13 protein-coding genes and 1 rRNA gene are annotated in these 17297 nt (G+C 37.5%); 4 read left to right on the top strand and 10 right to left on the bottom strand.

The annotated features are described in order from the left end of the window. Window positions 1–62: 62 nt before the first annotated feature. Window positions 63–1614 (bottom strand): 16S ribosomal RNA (locus tag NSQ08_RS01175). A 447-nt stretch (window positions 1615–2061) separates the two neighbouring features. Here NSQ08_RS01175 and NSQ08_RS01170 point away from each other — a divergent pair. Then, complete coding sequence (locus NSQ08_RS01170) at window positions 2062–2418, top strand: YgzB family protein (protein WP_002125074.1); 357 nt, start codon at window positions 2062–2064, stop codon at window positions 2416–2418. A 201-nt stretch (window positions 2419–2619) separates the two neighbouring features. Here the strand turns inward: NSQ08_RS01170 and perR are convergent, their stop codons facing one another. The 6 genes from perR to NSQ08_RS01140 all read right to left on the bottom strand — a co-directional run bounded on the left by perR (window position 2620) and on the right by NSQ08_RS01140 (window position 6914). Then, on the bottom strand, window positions 2620–3048 hold the full coding sequence (gene perR, locus NSQ08_RS01165; protein WP_000237831.1) for a peroxide-responsive transcriptional repressor PerR: 429 nt from the start codon (window positions 3046–3048) through the stop codon (window positions 2620–2622). 301 nt (window positions 3049–3349) lie between these two features. After that, window positions 3350–3805: a thioredoxin-dependent thiol peroxidase gene (gene bcp, locus NSQ08_RS01160; RefSeq protein WP_340770608.1), complete on the bottom strand. Its 456-nt coding sequence runs from the start codon at window positions 3803–3805 to the stop codon at window positions 3350–3352. Between the two features lie 44 nt (window positions 3806–3849). Continuing rightward, complete coding sequence (locus NSQ08_RS01155; RefSeq protein WP_002125072.1) at window positions 3850–4254, bottom strand: potassium channel family protein; 405 nt, start codon at window positions 4252–4254, stop codon at window positions 3850–3852. A 72-nt stretch (window positions 4255–4326) separates the two neighbouring features. After that, the gene (locus NSQ08_RS01150; protein ID WP_002125070.1) at window positions 4327–5112 is read right to left on the bottom strand and encodes an ABC transporter permease; all 786 of its coding nucleotides are present in this window, start codon (window positions 5110–5112) and stop codon (window positions 4327–4329) included. Window positions 5113–5116: 4 nt separating this feature from the next. Beyond that, entirely contained in the window at window positions 5117–5908 is a 792-nt protein-coding gene (locus NSQ08_RS01145) for an ABC transporter permease (RefSeq protein WP_002140292.1), read from the bottom strand. Further along, window positions 5901–6914, bottom strand: coding sequence for an ABC transporter ATP-binding protein (locus NSQ08_RS01140; RefSeq protein WP_002029644.1), 1014 nt, complete (start codon window positions 6912–6914; stop codon window positions 5901–5903). Before NSQ08_RS01140 ends, NSQ08_RS01145 begins: the two co-directional genes overlap by 8 nt. 127 nt (window positions 6915–7041) lie before the next feature. Between NSQ08_RS01140 and hemL the strand changes: the two genes are divergently transcribed. From hemL to NSQ08_RS01125, 3 genes are all read left to right on the top strand, one after another. Next, entirely contained in the window at window positions 7042–8340 is a 1299-nt protein-coding gene (hemL, locus tag NSQ08_RS01135) for a glutamate-1-semialdehyde-2,1-aminomutase (RefSeq protein WP_113710097.1), read from the top strand. 203 nt (window positions 8341–8543) lie between these two features. Further along, window positions 8544–12980, top strand: coding sequence for a glutamate synthase-related protein (locus NSQ08_RS01130; protein WP_340770594.1), 4437 nt, complete (start codon window positions 8544–8546; stop codon window positions 12978–12980). Window positions 12981–13249: 269 nt separating this feature from the next. Further along, window positions 13250–14338 (top strand): aromatic acid exporter family protein, encoded by a 1089-nt coding sequence (locus NSQ08_RS01125; RefSeq protein ID WP_002063696.1) that lies wholly within the window; start codon window positions 13250–13252, stop codon window positions 14336–14338. 13 nt (window positions 14339–14351) lie between these two features. Here NSQ08_RS01125 and NSQ08_RS01120 read toward each other — a convergent pair whose 3' ends face one another. From NSQ08_RS01120 to NSQ08_RS01110, 3 genes are all read right to left on the bottom strand, one after another. After that, complete coding sequence (locus NSQ08_RS01120; RefSeq protein ID WP_002191857.1) at window positions 14352–16112, bottom strand: ABC transporter ATP-binding protein; 1761 nt, start codon at window positions 16110–16112, stop codon at window positions 14352–14354. 54 nt (window positions 16113–16166) lie between these two features. Next, window positions 16167–16697 (bottom strand): nucleoside tri-diphosphate phosphatase, encoded by a 531-nt coding sequence (ntdP, locus tag NSQ08_RS01115; RefSeq protein ID WP_000506630.1) that lies wholly within the window; start codon window positions 16695–16697, stop codon window positions 16167–16169. A gap of 319 nt (window positions 16698–17016) precedes the next feature. Next, entirely contained in the window at window positions 17017–17271 is a 255-nt protein-coding gene (locus NSQ08_RS01110) for a YgaB family protein (RefSeq protein ID WP_002010338.1), read from the bottom strand. Window positions 17272–17297: the final 26 nt, after the last annotated feature.

Here is a 17297-nt window from a genome sequence, read left to right as displayed (position 1 = left end):
AACTGAACGAAACAAAACAAGTCAACGTTTATTGATGAACTGCGTTCATCAATTCTCCATAGAAAGGAGGTGATCCAGCCGCACCTTCCGATACGGCTACCTTGTTACGACTTCACCCCAATCATCTGTCCCACCTTAGGCGGCTGGCTCCATAAAGGTTACCCCACCGACTTCGGGTGTTACAAACTCTCGTGGTGTGACGGGCGGTGTGTACAAGGCCCGGGAACGTATTCACCGCGGCATGCTGATCCGCGATTACTAGCGATTCCAGCTTCATGTAGGCGAGTTGCAGCCTACAATCCGAACTGAGAACGGTTTTATGAGATTAGCTCCACCTCGCGGTCTTGCAGCTCTTTGTACCGTCCATTGTAGCACGTGTGTAGCCCAGGTCATAAGGGGCATGATGATTTGACGTCATCCCCACCTTCCTCCGGTTTGTCACCGGCAGTCACCTTAGAGTGCCCAACTTAATGATGGCAACTAAGATCAAGGGTTGCGCTCGTTGCGGGACTTAACCCAACATCTCACGACACGAGCTGACGACAACCATGCACCACCTGTCACTCTGCTCCCGAAGGAGAAGCTCTATCTCTAGAGTTTTCAGAGGATGTCAAGACCTGGTAAGGTTCTTCGCGTTGCTTCGAATTAAACCACATGCTCCACCGCTTGTGCGGGCCCCCGTCAATTCCTTTGAGTTTCAGCCTTGCGGCCGTACTCCCCAGGCGGAGTGCTTAATGCGTTAACTTCAGCACTAAAGGGCGGAAACCCTCTAACACTTAGCACTCATCGTTTACGGCGTGGACTACCAGGGTATCTAATCCTGTTTGCTCCCCACGCTTTCGCGCCTCAGTGTCAGTTACAGACCAGAAAGTCGCCTTCGCCACTGGTGTTCCTCCATATCTCTACGCATTTCACCGCTACACATGGAATTCCACTTTCCTCTTCTGCACTCAAGTCTCCCAGTTTCCAATGACCCTCCACGGTTGAGCCGTGGGCTTTCACATCAGACTTAAGAAACCACCTGCGCGCGCTTTACGCCCAATAATTCCGGATAACGCTTGCCACCTACGTATTACCGCGGCTGCTGGCACGTAGTTAGCCGTGGCTTTCTGGTTAGGTACCGTCAAGGTGCCAGCTTATTCAACTAGCACTTGTTCTTCCCTAACAACAGAGTTTTACGACCCGAAAGCCTTCATCACTCACGCGGCGTTGCTCCGTCAGACTTTCGTCCATTGCGGAAGATTCCCTACTGCTGCCTCCCGTAGGAGTCTGGGCCGTGTCTCAGTCCCAGTGTGGCCGATCACCCTCTCAGGTCGGCTACGCATCGTCGCCTTGGTGAGCCGTTACCTCACCAACTAGCTAATGCGACGCGGGTCCATCCATAAGTGACAGCCGAAGCCGCCTTTCAATTTCGAACTATGCAGTTCAAAATATTATCCGGTATTAGCCCCGGTTTCCCGGAGTTATCCCAGTCTTATGGGTAGGTTACCCACGTGTTACTCACCCGTCCGCCGCTAACTTCATAAGAGCAAGCTCTTAATCCATTCGCTCGACTTGCATGTATTAGGCACGCCGCCAGCGTTCATCCTGAGCCAGGATCAAACTCTCCAATAAAGTTAGTTTGTCTAGCATCTAAAAATAAAAATTGACGTTCACGTTGTTTGTTTCGTTCAGTTTTCAAAGAACTACTTCGCCGCTCAATTGCGACTTCCTTATGTTAACATCTTCGTTTTTCGATGTCAACTAAGTTTTTCAAATTTCTTTTTTGTCGTTTACTGCGTTTCCGCATCAGCGACGTTTATTAATATATCACGCAGTATATATAGGGTCAATACTTTTTCCGAAAAAATTTCACATCCCGTTAAAAAACTAAATTAACTATAGAAAAAAATTACTACTCCTCTTTTATAGACATGCTCCTTCCACCTAATCTCTTTCTGTATTGCATCTTAAAAGAAAACACTACTGTTCTTTAATAAGTGATAAATTTAATCATCACCTTCGTTTTCGTAAAATATTCTAAATTGTGTGTTATATTATTCCTATAGGAGTGTGGTGGGAATGGGTATTAAATATTCGAACAAAATTAATAAAATCCGAACCTTTGCATTGAGTTTAGTATTTATCGGCCTCTTCATTGCATACTTAGGTGTCTTTTTTCGCGAAAACATCATCATTATGACAACCTTTATGATGGTTGGTTTTTTAGCTGTCATCGCTAGCACTGTTGTTTACTTTTGGATTGGTATGTTATCTACAAAAACGATACAAATTATTTGTCCAAGCTGCGATAAACCAACAAAAATGCTCGGTCGTGTCGACGCATGTATGCATTGCAATCAACCTTTAACACTTGATCGAAATCTAGAAGGAAAAGAATTTGATGAGAAATATAATAAGAAGAGTTATAAATCATAGGTATATGGAGCTTACAAAACTAAAGAAGTTTCATCTCATTAAAAAGGTGATTTCTTAACTAAGAAATCACCTCTTGTATTTGTTCTTATTAAATTTGATTCTTCACTTAACATTTTAAATCCTCATGAGTCTAACACGATTCCCATATATAATAAAGAAAGAGGTCGACGTATAGCCGTCAACCTCTTTCTTTATTATATATTACGCCTTATGACACTCTGGACAAACGCCATAAATTTCTAAGCGATGACTATTAATAACGAAGCCTGTCGTTTTTGCAGCTTCCTCTTCAAGCTGTTCCAATCCTCCATAAGGAAAATCAACAATCTTACCACATTTTTCGCAAATCACATGATAATGTTGACTTGTAACATAATCAAATCTACTTGAAGCATCCCCATAAGTTAATTCCTTTACAAGTCCAACTTCTTTAAACACACGTAAGTTATTATAGACAGTTGCAACACTCATATTTGGAAACTTACCTTCTAATGCTTTATAAATGTCATCCGCTGTTGGGTGCGTCATAGATTCCACAAGGTACTCTAAAATAGCATGACGCTGTGGAGTAATGCGTACACCCGTATTTTTTAGCATTTCTAGCGCTTCTTTTAATTCTTCTTTGACCACCGTCATGCACCCCGATTCTATACGGATTATTATTTTATAATTCTTATAAAGAGTGTACTCTTTTTCTTATAAATCGTCAATATTTCTACTATAAGTATGTGGTTTATTTTCGTATATAGCCTTATTCTTATGTATCTTCCCCCATTCCCTATACATTTACATAGAAAAAAGTGCGACATAATCGCACTTGGAATACTATCATCTGAGGAGGTATGCCCTACACTTTCACTTTATGTATCGCAAGAAAATATGTATAGACGCATGCCTTACATATGTATTTTTTCTCCTCATTAATATAGATTTATTTTATATAAGAAAGAACATCCTCAATATGCCCTTTCACTTTCACTTTAAGCCACTCATTTACAAGCTCACCGTCTTTATTAATAAGGAATGTAGAACGCTCAATTCCCATGTACTCTTTTCCAAAGTTCTTTTTCAACTTCCAAACATCGTACAATTCTGCTACTTTATGATCTTCGTCTACTAAAAGTACAAATGGAAGCTCATGCTTCTCAATGAATTTCATATGTCTATTTGCTGAATCTGGACTTACACCAAGTATAACCGTATCCTTCTCTTGAAATAATCCATATGCATCACGAAAATCACATGCTTCAGTTGTACATCCCGGAGTCATATCTTTCGGATAAAAATATAGGACTACATTTTTACCGCGAAAGTCAGCTAAGCGAATTTGTTCTCCGTTACTTCCTTCTAATGTAAATTCTGGTGCCATTTCTCCTACTGTAATCATTGTTATCACTCCTTCTCTTTTCTTTTACTATATCAAATGCGACCTTATTTTTCATTGTCTATTACAGATCTCATCACAAAGGCAAACGGTAATGTATATCCAATTAGCGCTTCTCCAATTGCAATCCATCTTCCGATTCCAATCGGAGCTATATCACCATATCCAACGGACAATAAAGTAACCGCGCTAAAATATAAACATATTTCAACGAGCTGAAAGGAATGAGCACTTAGCCTATCCCCATCTTCTTTCAAAACTGCAAAACCCATTTCCTCTAGCACAACATAACTTAATCCAAACGCAATCAGTACCGTTGTATAAATCAAAAACAACGTAGCTAAATTGTACAGCGAAAAGAAACGATTGGAATTTGAATATGAACTCCATAATAATTGGACACTTCTCAAAATAGCGATTGCTGCAATTAATAGAATAAATCCCCATAACATGTCCTCCACCTCGTTTTATATGTATGAGGACTGTAGCTGATTTATCCCTTAGAAACGAACAAGCTTCTATAATTAATTTCCTGCACCACGATATCGTTTAACCCCTTGATTCCAGAGGGTAATTGCAATAGTAAAACAGATAACACCAACAATTGGAGTTGCGAAAGCATAGCTATTCCACTCTGTTTTTCTTAAAAAGTATGCTGCTGGATATACCCCAACAAATGCAAACGGTAAAACAAACGTTAAAACAAAGCGAATAACACGGTTATAAATATCAACAGGGTAGCGTCCATAATTCCCTATGTTATACATAAGCGGCATAATGGAACTTTTCGCATCCGACCAAAAGCCAAAACTTGCAAGCGTAACGAATATCCCGCCGTACACAAGTGCTCCTCCCCCTACCATGAGTAGGAATAAGAAGAAATCATACCAGTAAAAAGATAATTGCAGCTCCATTGCTGCATAACCCATCACAATAATCCCCGTAATAGCTCCAATTAAAGATTCAAGTTCCATTCTTTCTAATATAATTTGAAATAAACTATGAATCGGTCTCGTTAATATACGGTCCATTTCTCCTTTAATAATGTAACGATCATTAAAGTCCCATATATTAAAGAAAGCTGAAAAAATGGCAAACGGTACTAAAAAGAACCCATAAATAAAGATTACTTCTTCTCGGCTCCACCCTTTTAGTGCTTGGGTATGCCCAAACACAACGAGAATGAAGATTAAATTAACAGCTTGTAGTGATAAATCTGAAAGTAATCCGACGATAAAATCGCCACGATACTCCAATTTTGTTTTTATATATTGACTTGCATATTGCAAAAATAATTTTATATATATCATCTCGTCATCCCCCTTGTACGATTAGACGTTTTCTCGCCGTTTTCCACATCAGTACAATTGGAATAATAAGTATAATTGCCCAAATCACTTGAAATAATAAAGCTTCATATAACTTATTTCCTTGTATACCTTCAGAGAAAATCATACTCGGAATATAACTAATTGCTTGAAACGGTAAAAACACCATTGCTTTTTGGGCCCATAACGGATAAAAACTAATCGGTAATAATAAACCAGAAAATAAATCGATAACAACACGTTTCGCATACATAATTCCACTATTATTAAATAAGAAGAATGTAAGCATTCCTGTCATTAAATTTATTTGTGTATTAATGATAAAACTAAATATTAAAGATAAGAAGAAATATAACCACGTTTGAAAATTTGTTGTAATTTGTAATGAAAATAATAACGTAACAATAACCATACCCGGAATTGAAAAGAAAGCAAAACGAAATATCCCTTCTCCAAGCCCTTGCATAACTTTCATACCTAAATAGTTATATGGACGAATTAGCTCTACCGCCACACGTCCTTCTTGAATTTCCATCGCAATTTCTCTATCTATATTATTGAAATAAAAAGCGCGTGCCATCCATGCGATCGCAATATACGTAGTCATTTGCGAAATAGATAAACTTTCAATATTCTCTTTCCCGCTATAAATTGCTTGCCATAAAAAATAATACGCACCAATGTTAATCGTATAAATTAAAATCCCGCTGTAATAATTTGTACGATAAGCAAGCATCATTAAAAAGCGAATCCGAATCATTTCAATATACTTACCCATGCATAATACCTTCTTCATAAATGTTACGAATAATTTCCTCTGTAGACACTTCGTTAATTTTCAAATCTTTAATTTGAAAGGCTTGTACTACTTTAGAAATCAACATAGAAATGATAACTTCTTCATTCGGTATTTTTGCAACCCATGCGTTTTCTTCTTTCGTTTTTGACCAAACAACATGACTATCCGGCATAACCATTGATAACTCCTGGTATGAAACTGGGGCAACAAACTGAAAATGTATTTCCTTCTCTACTCCCCACTGCGTACGAAGATTATCTAAAGATCCGTCATACATAATATTCCCTTCATCAAGCATGATGACGCGTTCACATAAAGCTTCAATATCAGTAATATCATGTGTCGTTAATAAAATTGTTGTTTTATAACGTTCATTCATCTCTTTTAAGAATTCTCGTATTTTCAATTTCACAAGAACATCTAGTCCAATTGTTGGCTCATCTAAAAATAATAACGGCGGATTATGAATTAACGCCGCTGCCAATTCACAACGCATTCTTTGACCAAGAGATAATTTCCGTACCGGTTTATCTAATAAAGGACCGATATCTAACGTTTCAATAACATGTTCCATATGTTCCTTATACTGAGCGTCTGATACACCGTACACTTTCTTCAATAAACGAAATGATTCTTGTACAGCAATATCCCACCAAAGCTGGGAACGCTGACCAAACACAACGCCGATTGTTCTTACAAATTCTTCTCTCTGTTTGTGTGGATTCATTCCATTCACTGTAATTTGTCCTGATGTCGGAGTCAAAATCCCTGTAAGCATTTTAATCGTCGTTGATTTACCAGCACCATTCTCACCAATATAACCAACCATTTCACCTTGCTTTACAGTAAAAGAAACATCATTTACTGCTGGTACTATTTTATAATTACGATTTAATAAATCGCGAAATGCACCCTTTAATCCCGGACGACTTGAATAAGCTGTAAACTCTTTACGTAACCCTTGTACCTCAATTACCGATTTCATAATCGGACCCCCTTCCTAAATGTCACAACGAATAGTTTACCCAACTGCTCCTTCTATCACAAACAATACGTCTTTTCAAAAAACATGTTAGAATAATACATAGATTTTTGTAAGGAGATGAATTGTAGTGAATTTCACAAAATCAGAAGCGTTACATAAAGAAGCTTTAGAACATATCGTTGGTGGTGTTAATAGTCCTTCCCGTTCTTTTAAAGCAGTTGGAGGCGGTTCTCCTGTTGCAATGGAACGCGGAAAAGGTGCTTATTTCTGGGATGTAGATGGAAATAAATATATCGATTATTTAGCAGCGTATGGCCCTATTATTACTGGACATGCTCACCCACACGTGACAGAAGCAATTAAAACAGCGGCTGAAAACGGCGTACTATACGGTACTCCAACAGCATTAGAAGTAAAATTCGCAAAAATGTTAAAAGAAGCAATGCCCGCTTTAGATAAAGTTCGCTTCGTGAACTCTGGTACAGAATCCGTTATGACAACCATTCGTGTTGCCCGTGCTTACACTGGCCGCACAAAAATTATGAAATTCGCTGGTTGTTACCACGGTCATTCCGATTTAGTACTTGTAGCAGCTGGCTCTGGTCCTTCTACTCTTGGAATTCCTGATTCAGCGGGTGTGCCACAAAGTATCGCTCAAGAAGTTATTACTGTTCCATTTAATAATGTAGAAACTTTAAAAGAAGCGTTAGATAAATGGGGACATGAAGTAGCAGCTATCCTTGTAGAGCCAATCGTTGGAAACTTCGGTATTGTTGAGCCAAAACCTGGCTTCCTTGAAAAAGTTAATGAACTTGTTCACGAAGCTGGTGCACTAGTAATTTATGATGAAGTTATTACTGCTTTCCGCTTTATGTATGGCGGCGCTCAAGACTTACTTGGCGTAACCCCAGATTTAACAGCACTTGGTAAAGTTATCGGCGGCGGACTTCCAATTGGTGCTTACGGTGGTAAGAAAGAAATTATGGAACAAGTTGCACCGCTCGGCCCTGCATACCAAGCTGGTACAATGGCTGGGAACCCTGCTTCTATGGCATCAGGGATTGCCTGTCTAGAAGTACTTCAACAAAAAGGCGTATACGAGAAATTAGATGCACTTGGCGCAATGCTTGAAAAAGGAATTTTAGATCAAGCTACAAAACATAACATCGATATTACAGTAAACCGTCTAAAGGGTGCATTAACTGTATACTTCACAACAAATACAATTGAAGATTACGATGCAGCCAAAAATACAGATGGTGAAATGTTCGGTAGATTCTTCAAGCTGATGCTTCAAGAAGGTATTAATTTAGCACCTTCTAAATATGAAGCATGGTTCTTAACGACAGAACATACAAAAGAAGATATTGAATATACAATTGAAGCTGTTGGCAGAGCATTTTCTACCCTAGCGAACAATAAATAATCTCTTTATTACAAAAGGAAAAAAGAAAGCCCATCTTTCTTTTTTCCTTTTTTCTATTTCATAAATCCCTCATTAATAGTATAATTATTCATAATTATCTGTTTTATATTCTTTTATATCCTTACTATCCATGTATACAAGGCAGTTCACGCCTCAAATAGTAAGATTATTCAAAATTCATTTTCCAGAGGGGGGATTGACGGATGCTCAACAAAAAAAATAAATGGACACCGTCTTTATTTCGAAATTATAAAAATGCAGAACACGATGCGTGTGGAATCGTTTCCGTTATGGAAAAACGAAGAATTCCTACAAAAGAAAACATCGATCTTTGTATACAATCGCTAGTCAAAATGAATCATAGAGCTGGTTTCATTAATGGCGAAGGAGATGGTATCGGAATTCATATCGACATGCCAAAAGCACTTTGGAATGAAAAACTGAAAAGTAGCGGATATAATCCAACGATTGTGGATCATCCCCACTTTATCGTTGGACATTTTTTTCTAAACAAAAAAGAAAACATTGCTGAGTTAAAAGATTACATTCGTACGCAACTAAACAATGAAAGCTTTACAATTGTTCTCGAAAATGATGATGTAATAAACTCAGATGCACTCGGTCCTCTTGGTAAACAAGAAGAACCTTTATTTTGGCAAATTGCCCTTATCGCCGAAAGTGAAGTTGAAAATATTGAACAAACATTATTTTCTGTAACAATAAAAATCGAAGAAAATGAATCAATTCATGTTGCCTCATTAAGTCATGAACATGTTGTATATAAAGTTCTCGGTGCTGGCGATACACTCGTTGCTTATTACAATGATTTACAACACCCACTTATCGCTTCAACTATGACACTAGGACATAATCGCTATTCTACTAATACGTTATCTAATTTTTTTCGTGTACAACCATTTAGCATTCTCGGACATAATGGCGAAATTAACACGATTGCAAAATTACGCGATCAAGCTGAAATGATTAATGTACCACTTACTGCCGGGGGCAGTGATTCCCAAGATTTAAACCGCACCTTAGAAACCCTTCTCGTTCAGTATAACTACAGTTTATTTGAAGCAATGGATATATTATTTCCACCAATTATTAATGAAATAAAACTTTACGAAACAAACTTACAAAACTTATACACTTATATACGTGAGGCTTGGGGGCATTTCGCACAAGGTCCAGCTGGTATTATTTCACGTTATAAAGATGAAGCTGTTTTCAGTGTCGATTCCCTTGGATTACGCCCAGTTTGGAAAGTAGAGACAGAGAGCTCCTATATTTTCTCTTCTGAACCTGGCGTTGTATCACCAACTGAATATGTAGCAGAGCCGAAACCACTCGCTCCTGGAGAAAAAGTTGGATTAAAATGGAATCAACAAGATGAGCTGGTTCTCTATGAATACGACAATTATCAAATTGAAGTATATAACCGTTTTAAGAAACGAATCGATGTTACCAATTATCATGTAAACTTATCTATCCCTGAAACGAAAGAAGCTGAGGGATTATGTGATTCGGTTCAAGTTGAAATGAATCAATACGTCGCTTTCGGCTGGGATCGAGAACATATTCAGCTCCTTGAACAAATGGCGACAAAAGGCGTCGAACCAATTCGGTCACTTGGGCATGACTCACCACTTGCCGCACTTGATACAGATAGACGAAATATTGCTGATTTCATTAAGGAAAGTGTAGCCGTTGTTACAAATCCAGCAATCGATCGCGATCGCGAAGTTGAACACTTCTCCACACGTACTGTACTCGGAGAGCGTCCGGGTTTATTAGATAACTCTAAACAACCATTTGTAATCGAGATGCTTTCACCCATTATTTTAGAAGGGAATTTAGCTCAATCTATCGCGGCAGACTTACACACGATTACGTACGAACAACTTATACAGCTATTCATTACTCATAGCTCTGTCTCTACAATTTCTGTTACATTTAGTCCATCAGAAACTCTACAAATCGCATTAAATCGAATTAGTTCCGAAGCGATAGCAGCCGTTAAAAATGGTGCTTCCCTACTATTATTAGATGACGCTAAATCTCATCAAAATGAACTGTTATGGATTGACCCACATTTAGTTACTGCTAAAGTACATCAAGCATTAACTGAAAATAAATTACGCCGGAAATGCTCTCTCGTTATACGTTCCGGTGCCCTTCGCTCCTTACACGATATCGTCACGCTATACGGATTAGGGGCAGATAGTATTAATCCATATTTATTGTTCGCAACGGTAAATGATGAAACAAAAGTACCAATTACTAATTTGTATACCGCACTTAATAAAGGACTAGAGAAAGTAATTTCAACGATTGGAATTCATGAATTACGCGGTTACGGTCGCCTCTTCTCCTCTATTGGATTACATGAGGAAATCACAAATATATTACAAATTACAAACTTCTGCGGTTCAAATAATTTAGCTTTTTCACTTGAATCACTTGCTGAAGATGCAAAAATTCGAGCTGAGGATTTTAACAATCCAAAAGTTAGAATGCGAAAATCATTTCATATATTCCCGCGGATTTGGAAAGCAATTGGTGATGTTGCAAAAGGAAACTCTTATGATGATTACCGCGACAAGTTAAGTGAATTAGAAGAAAACACTCCCATCGCAATCAGGCACCTTGTTCAAACAAAACAAGCACAGCATGTAGTTCCGACTGAAGAAGTGTCCATCGGCATTCACAATCATGATTTACCATTTATTATTAGTTCCATGTCATTTGGTTCTCAAAATGAAATTGCCTTTCGCGCGTATGCAGAAGCTGCCGATCAGCTAAATATGATTAGTTTGAACGGTGAAGGCGGCGAAATTAAAGATATGATTGGTAAGTACCCACATACACGCGGACAACAAGTTGCATCTGGCCGATTTGGAGTAAACGCTGAACTACTAAATTCATCAAATTTAATTGAAATTAAAATAGGTCAAGGAGCAAAGCCTGGTGAAGGTGGACATTTGCCTGGCTCAAAAGTGACTGCCAAAATTGCGGAAGCACGTAATGCTACAATTGGTTCGGATTTAATTTCACCTTCTAACAACCATGATATTTATTCAATTGAAGACTTGGCTCAAATGATTACAGAAATTAAAACGGCTAATCATCTTGCAAAAGTAGCTGTAAAAGTTCCTGTCGTTCCTAACATCGGAACAATTGCTGTCGGTATCGCAAAAGCTGGCGCTGACTTTATTAACATTAGTGGATTTGATGGCGGAACAGGTGCTGCGCGTATTCACGCATTGCAACATGTTGGTCTTCCTGTAGAGATTGGTGTTAAAGCTGCTCACAATGCGTTACTAGAAGCAAATATGAGACATAAAGTAGAGATTTGGGCAGATGGCGGTATTCGAAGTGTAAATGACGCCTTAAAAATCATGCTCCTCGGAGCAAACCGGATCGGATTTGGCACATTATCAATGATTGCAATTGGCTGTACAACTTGCCGTGGTTGTCATCTTGATACGTGCCACGTCGGAATTGCAACACAAATTGAATCTGAAGCTCAAGCGAAAGAACATGGACTGCGCCGTTTCGTTCCACGTGAATTAGAAAGCGCAGTTACAGGGCTATTAAGCCTATTCACTACTTTCGGTACAGAATTGAAACGTTTAACAGGGCAGCTTGGTTACACAAACTTACAAGATATTATCGGACGATCGGATTTATTAGAACAAACTCGAGGCAAGGACTTATTAGACTTACGTAATTTAATACAAACGATAGAAGATTCATCTGTGAAAATAACGGCATCTGTACAAGAAAAACAATTTGAAACAACAAATTCTCTCCAGTCAAAAGAATTAGTAAGCGTCGGCGTAGAGCAACGCGTAATGGGCGGTCTAGAATCCTGTTATCGTATTCGTAGCAAATTATATGAAAACACTCATCTTGAACCACTTACATTAAAGTATACAAACGGATCTGTTCCCGGAAACGGATTAGGCGCGTACAATAGCGAGAACTTATTTATACACGTAAATGGTGGCGCGCAAGATGGAATTGGAAAAACTTCATTTGGCGGTGGCATTTATATAACGAAAGCAAAAGGAACAGATGGAACATATTATAACGGTTCTGTCGGAAAAGGATTTGGATACGGTGCTCAAAAAGGTGCATTATACGTGCAAGGTAACGCTGATGCTCGTGCTGGCATTCGCCTTTCTGGAGCAGATATGATAATTGGAGGCAGAATTACAAAACCACTCCGCGAAAAAGAACAAGGAAATATCGGAGTATATTCTAATATAAAAGGATTTGCTTTTGAATATATGACAAATGGTCGCGCTCTTGTTTTAGGAGATCCTGGTCCATGGATTTGTGCCGGCATGACTGGTGGTGTTGTTTATTTACATCATGAGCCAAACTTAGGTTTAACAGAGCACGCTTTAAAAAGAAGAATTGCTAAAGGTGCAAATGTAACATTGCAGCCAATTAGTAAAAATGGTTTGCAAGATGTGAATGAATTATTATTAGACTACATTCGTGTATTAAATGAGCACGAACAATATGAAGAAGTTGCTTTGTTAACACCATTATTAGATGATATCCAGCTTCACTTCTATGAAATTATCCCGAAAAAAGAACAGGCGGATCCATCTATTTCAACTGAATGATATGTACAATATTTATTTTCATAAAAAAATTGACGAAGCGAGCATCGCATAGTAATCTAGAATAACAATTTGAAACCTGCTGAAATTCAGCAGGTTTTTTTATTAAAGAATAGATGTTTAAAGAGAATTTGGAGAAATTATAAATTGATTGTAATTTATTTATTAAACTTTTTAACGTCACTAAAATATCACTTGCTAACATATTGTAATGAATGTATAGTATCATGTTGTACATTCATTATGACAAGAGAAAGGATATCAATAAGGGTATGAAACTTGGTGCTCGCATTTTAAAAACGGGTATTGCCATTACATTAGCTTTATTTGCTTGTATTTTACTTCAATTACCGAGTCCTGTATTTGCGGGAATCTCAGCTATCTTTGCTGTTCAACCGTCTGTATACCGCTCGTATTTAACTGCTCTTGAGCAAATTCAAGCAAACGTAATTGGTGCTGTATTCGCTATCGTATTTGCTACTGCTTTTGGACATAATCCTTTTATTATTGGATTAACGTGTATATTAGTAATTGCTCTTACTTTACAATTACGCTTAGAAAAAACAATATCACTCGCTTTAGTAACAGTTATCGCCATTATGGAGTATCAAGGCGAAGATTTCTTTAATTTTGCCTTACTTCGATTCGCGACGATTATGATTGGAATTATTGCGGCTTCGCTTGTAAATTTAGTATTTATGCCGCCAAAATATGAAACAAAACTTTACCATCGCATCGTTGATAATACAGAGGAAATTGTTAAATGGATTCGTATGAACAGTAGGCAAGCTTCTGATTTTACAACGCTAAAAACCGATATTGATCGCATGAAAGAAAAAATGATTAAACTAAATCATTACTATTTGCTGTATAAAGAAGAAAGAAGCTATACGAAAAAAATACAATTCGCGAAAATTCGTAAGCTCGTTTTATTCAGACAAATGTTAGCGACAACAAGCCGCGCTTTAAGCACGTTAAAATCATTACATCGCACCGAAAATGAACTGCGCTATATGCCAGAAGAGTTTCAGGAATCTATTCAAAACGAACTTGATTCATTAACGCATTATCACGAACAAGTGTTATTAAAATTTATTGGTAAAGCAAAGAAACAACAATCCGTTGAGATGCTTGATGAAGTTGAAACCGGTAAACAAGAATTGATTGATATCTTTATGGATTATCAAAATAAAGACGATGAGGAAGCATATAAAATATGGTTACACCTTTTCCCTCTTATTTCTTCAATTATTAACTACAGTGAGGAAGTAGAGCATTTAGATTTACTTGTGGATAGCTTCTACACATACCATAAACCAGAAAGCGAACTCCAAATCGAAGATAAAAAAGAAGACGAATAAAAAACAGCTCCTTTTACGCTAAAGGAGCTGTTTCTGTTATATGCTGAAGTTGATATAGATTGTAATAAAATCCCCTCTTTTTCATTAACTCTTCATGAGAACCCTTTTCTTTTATTACACCATCTTCAACATAAATAATTGTATCAACATGCGTAATCGTCGCTAATCGATGTGCAATAATAATTGTTGTCCGATCTGCAGCTAACGTTTGCAGTGCCTCTTGAATATATCGTTCATTTTCTAAATCTAAAGCGGAAGTTGCTTCATCTAATATAAGTAAAGACGGATTCTTTAGAAAAACCCGTGCGATTGCTACACGCTGTCTTTGTCCACCAGATAATTTCACACCACGTTCCCCAACGACAGTATCATAGCCCTCTGGCAACTCTGTAATAAAATTATGAATTTGTGCAGCTTTGGCAGCTGAAATCACTTCCGCCTCTGTAGCTTTCGGATTGCCATATAAAATATTAGCCCCGATTGTATCGCTAAATAATAAATTATCTTGTAGCACAATTCCAATATGACTACGTAAATTTCTCATATTATACTTTCTTACATCTACCCCGTCTATATAAACTGCACCTTCAGAAACATCGTAAAAACGCGGAATTAAACTAGCAAGAGATGACTTTCCTCCTCCACTTGCCCCTACAAGCGCAACCTTCTCTCCCGGGCGCATAGTTAATGACAGATTATGCAATATTTCTTTTTCATCCGCATTATAACGAAAAGAAACATTATCAAATATAACTTCCCCATCTAGCCTTTTCGTTTGCACCGCATTTGGCACATTAACAATATCGTATTTTTCATCCAACAATTCAAACACTCGATCCATCGAGGCGAAAGACTGTGTTAATGTTGTAGATGAATTAACAAGGCGACGAAGCGGACTATATAAACTATCCATATATCCAACAAAAGCAACCATCGTACCCAGTGTTAACGACCCTTGAATTACCTCATATGCCGCAAAACCAATAACAAGTAACGGCCCTAAATCCGTTAACGTATTCACTACCGAAAACGTTCTCGCCGTCCAACTCGTATGAGTTAGTGCTTTCGTTAAAAATTCATTATTTCTCTTTTCAAACTGTCCTCTTTCATACTCTTCTAATGCAAAACTACGTGTCACTTGCATCCCTTGAATACGTTCATGTAAATACCCTTGCATAGTTGCTAACGCTTGCGAGCGCTCTTTCGTCAATTTTCGAAGGCGCCCGAAAAAATATTTCACTGCAACTACATAAATAGGTAAGATTAATAAAGCAACAAAGGTTAATTTTATATTCATAGAAAACATAACGATAATGGCAATAACAATTGTTGCAGTATCTAACCAGACATTCATAAGACCAGTAATTACAAAGTCCTTCGTTTGTTCTACATCATGGATTACACGTGAAATAAGCTCCCCTGTTTTTGTGTTCGAATAATAACGTAAGCTCAATTTTTGCAAGTGCCCAAAAATGTATTTTCGTAAATCGTATAGTATTGTATTGGCAATGCGCTGCGCGAAATATTGACGATAATATTCTATCGGCGGTCTTACTACTGCAAAAATAAAAAAAGCAATCCCAATTGCGGTTATTAATTGAGACGTTTTTTCTTGAAGCGATCCCGTGCCTTGAATAACATCATCAATAATATACTTTAATAACCATGGCATAATAAGCGGGATACCGAACTTCACAAGACCAATAATAATTGTAATAGCAATAAGCCATCGATATGGTTTAACAAATTGTAAATATCTTTTTATACCTTGCACATAATCCCCCCTCTAATAGGACAAACCTGCCGGGAAATTCCCTGCAGGTTTGTTTTAATTTCTGTACATTAAATATCTTTCGTACCACATATCTACGAAATCCGGTGCGAATGGACCTTTTCTTTGATGAATCCACTGTGTTAAATGTGCTACATTTCGTTTTAAAATTGTATCAATAACAGGTGGATACTGCATGATTTGACTATGCTTTTCATACTCATCTTCATCCAAAAGTGTATATGTCATATCTGGATACACTTTAATGTCTAAGTCGTAATCAATATACTTTAATGCTTCAGAGTCATATGCAAAAGGAGAACTTAAATTACAATAATAATATACTCCTTCTTCTCTCAGCATTCCAATTACATTAAACCAATAATTAGCATGGAAGTAACAAATCGCAGGTTCGCGAGTAACCCATGTTCGACCATCTGATTCCGTAACTACTGTACGATCATTTGCTCCGATCACAAGGCTCTGCGTCCCTTTTAAAATTGTTGTCTCTTCCCACATTCTATGAATGGAGCCATTATGTTTATAACTATGTATTTGTACCTTTTCTCCTTCTTTGGGAAATCCCATATATGCTCCCTTCTTTCAACCGCAAATGCTTTTCTTAAGTTGTCTTAACTACCCCTTGAACTGCATTCACTTTTTTTCTATTATAACTTTTTTGTCAAAATTTTAAAACTAAAGCGATAGGACACTTGTTTTCATGAGGAATATAATGAAGTTTGTATTATTGAATACCACATCACTAACCCTTTTAACGAAGGAACATTTCCTATGAATTAGCAATACGTATTTTAGAAGATTAAACGAAGATATAACAAAAAGAAAAGCCCCCTCACCTCTGTTTAAGAAAGGACTTCTCACCTAAAATCAACAACATATCTCACCCTTAATTTGAAATTATTTTTTCGGTTTCAAAAGATTGAATCACATTATTCGTTTGCTGTTCAAATTTTTCATGCAAAAGTTTTAATGCTATTTCTGTTCTGTATATTTCTTGACGGATAAAATGCAATTCTTTTTTATCGCACGTATCCCTTCCACTCATTTCAATTTGCTGATACTTCTCTAAATGTGATTGTAACTTTAAAAGCTCATCCATCGTTTCCAACTGCTCTCCTACCAACTTATCAAAATCGTTCATCACTTACCCCCTTTTTGATTCATTCG

It is taken from the genome of Bacillus sp. FSL E2-8887 (assembly GCF_038007205.1).
Taxonomy (GTDB): domain Bacteria; phylum Bacillota; class Bacilli; order Bacillales; family Bacillaceae_G; genus Bacillus_A; species Bacillus_A mycoides.
This window is presented reverse-complemented; position numbering and strand designations above follow the sequence as displayed.

Coding starts and splice junctions, on each gene's coding strand:
- NSQ08_RS01170 (WP_002125074.1), top strand. CDS start 2,062: ATGGGTATTAAATATTCGAACAAAATTAATAAAATCCGAACCTTTGCA.
- bcp (WP_340770608.1), bottom strand. CDS start 3,805: ATGATTACAGTAGGAGAAATGGCACCAGAATTTACATTAGAAGGAAGT.
- NSQ08_RS01155 (WP_002125072.1), bottom strand. CDS start 4,254: ATGTTATGGGGATTTATTCTATTAATTGCAGCAATCGCTATTTTGAGA.
- NSQ08_RS01150 (WP_002125070.1), bottom strand. CDS start 5,112: ATGATATATATAAAATTATTTTTGCAATATGCAAGTCAATATATAAAA.
- NSQ08_RS01145 (WP_002140292.1), bottom strand. CDS start 5,908: ATGGGTAAGTATATTGAAATGATTCGGATTCGCTTTTTAATGATGCTT.
- NSQ08_RS01140 (WP_002029644.1), bottom strand. CDS start 6,914: ATGAAATCGGTAATTGAGGTACAAGGGTTACGTAAAGAGTTTACAGCT.
- NSQ08_RS01130 (WP_340770594.1), top strand. CDS start 8,544: ATGCTCAACAAAAAAAATAAATGGACACCGTCTTTATTTCGAAATTAT.
- NSQ08_RS01125 (WP_002063696.1), top strand. CDS start 13,250: ATGAAACTTGGTGCTCGCATTTTAAAAACGGGTATTGCCATTACATTA.
- ntdP (WP_000506630.1), bottom strand. CDS start 16,697: ATGGGATTTCCCAAAGAAGGAGAAAAGGTACAAATACATAGTTATAAA.
- NSQ08_RS01110 (WP_002010338.1), bottom strand. CDS start 17,271: ATGAACGATTTTGATAAGTTGGTAGGAGAGCAGTTGGAAACGATGGAT.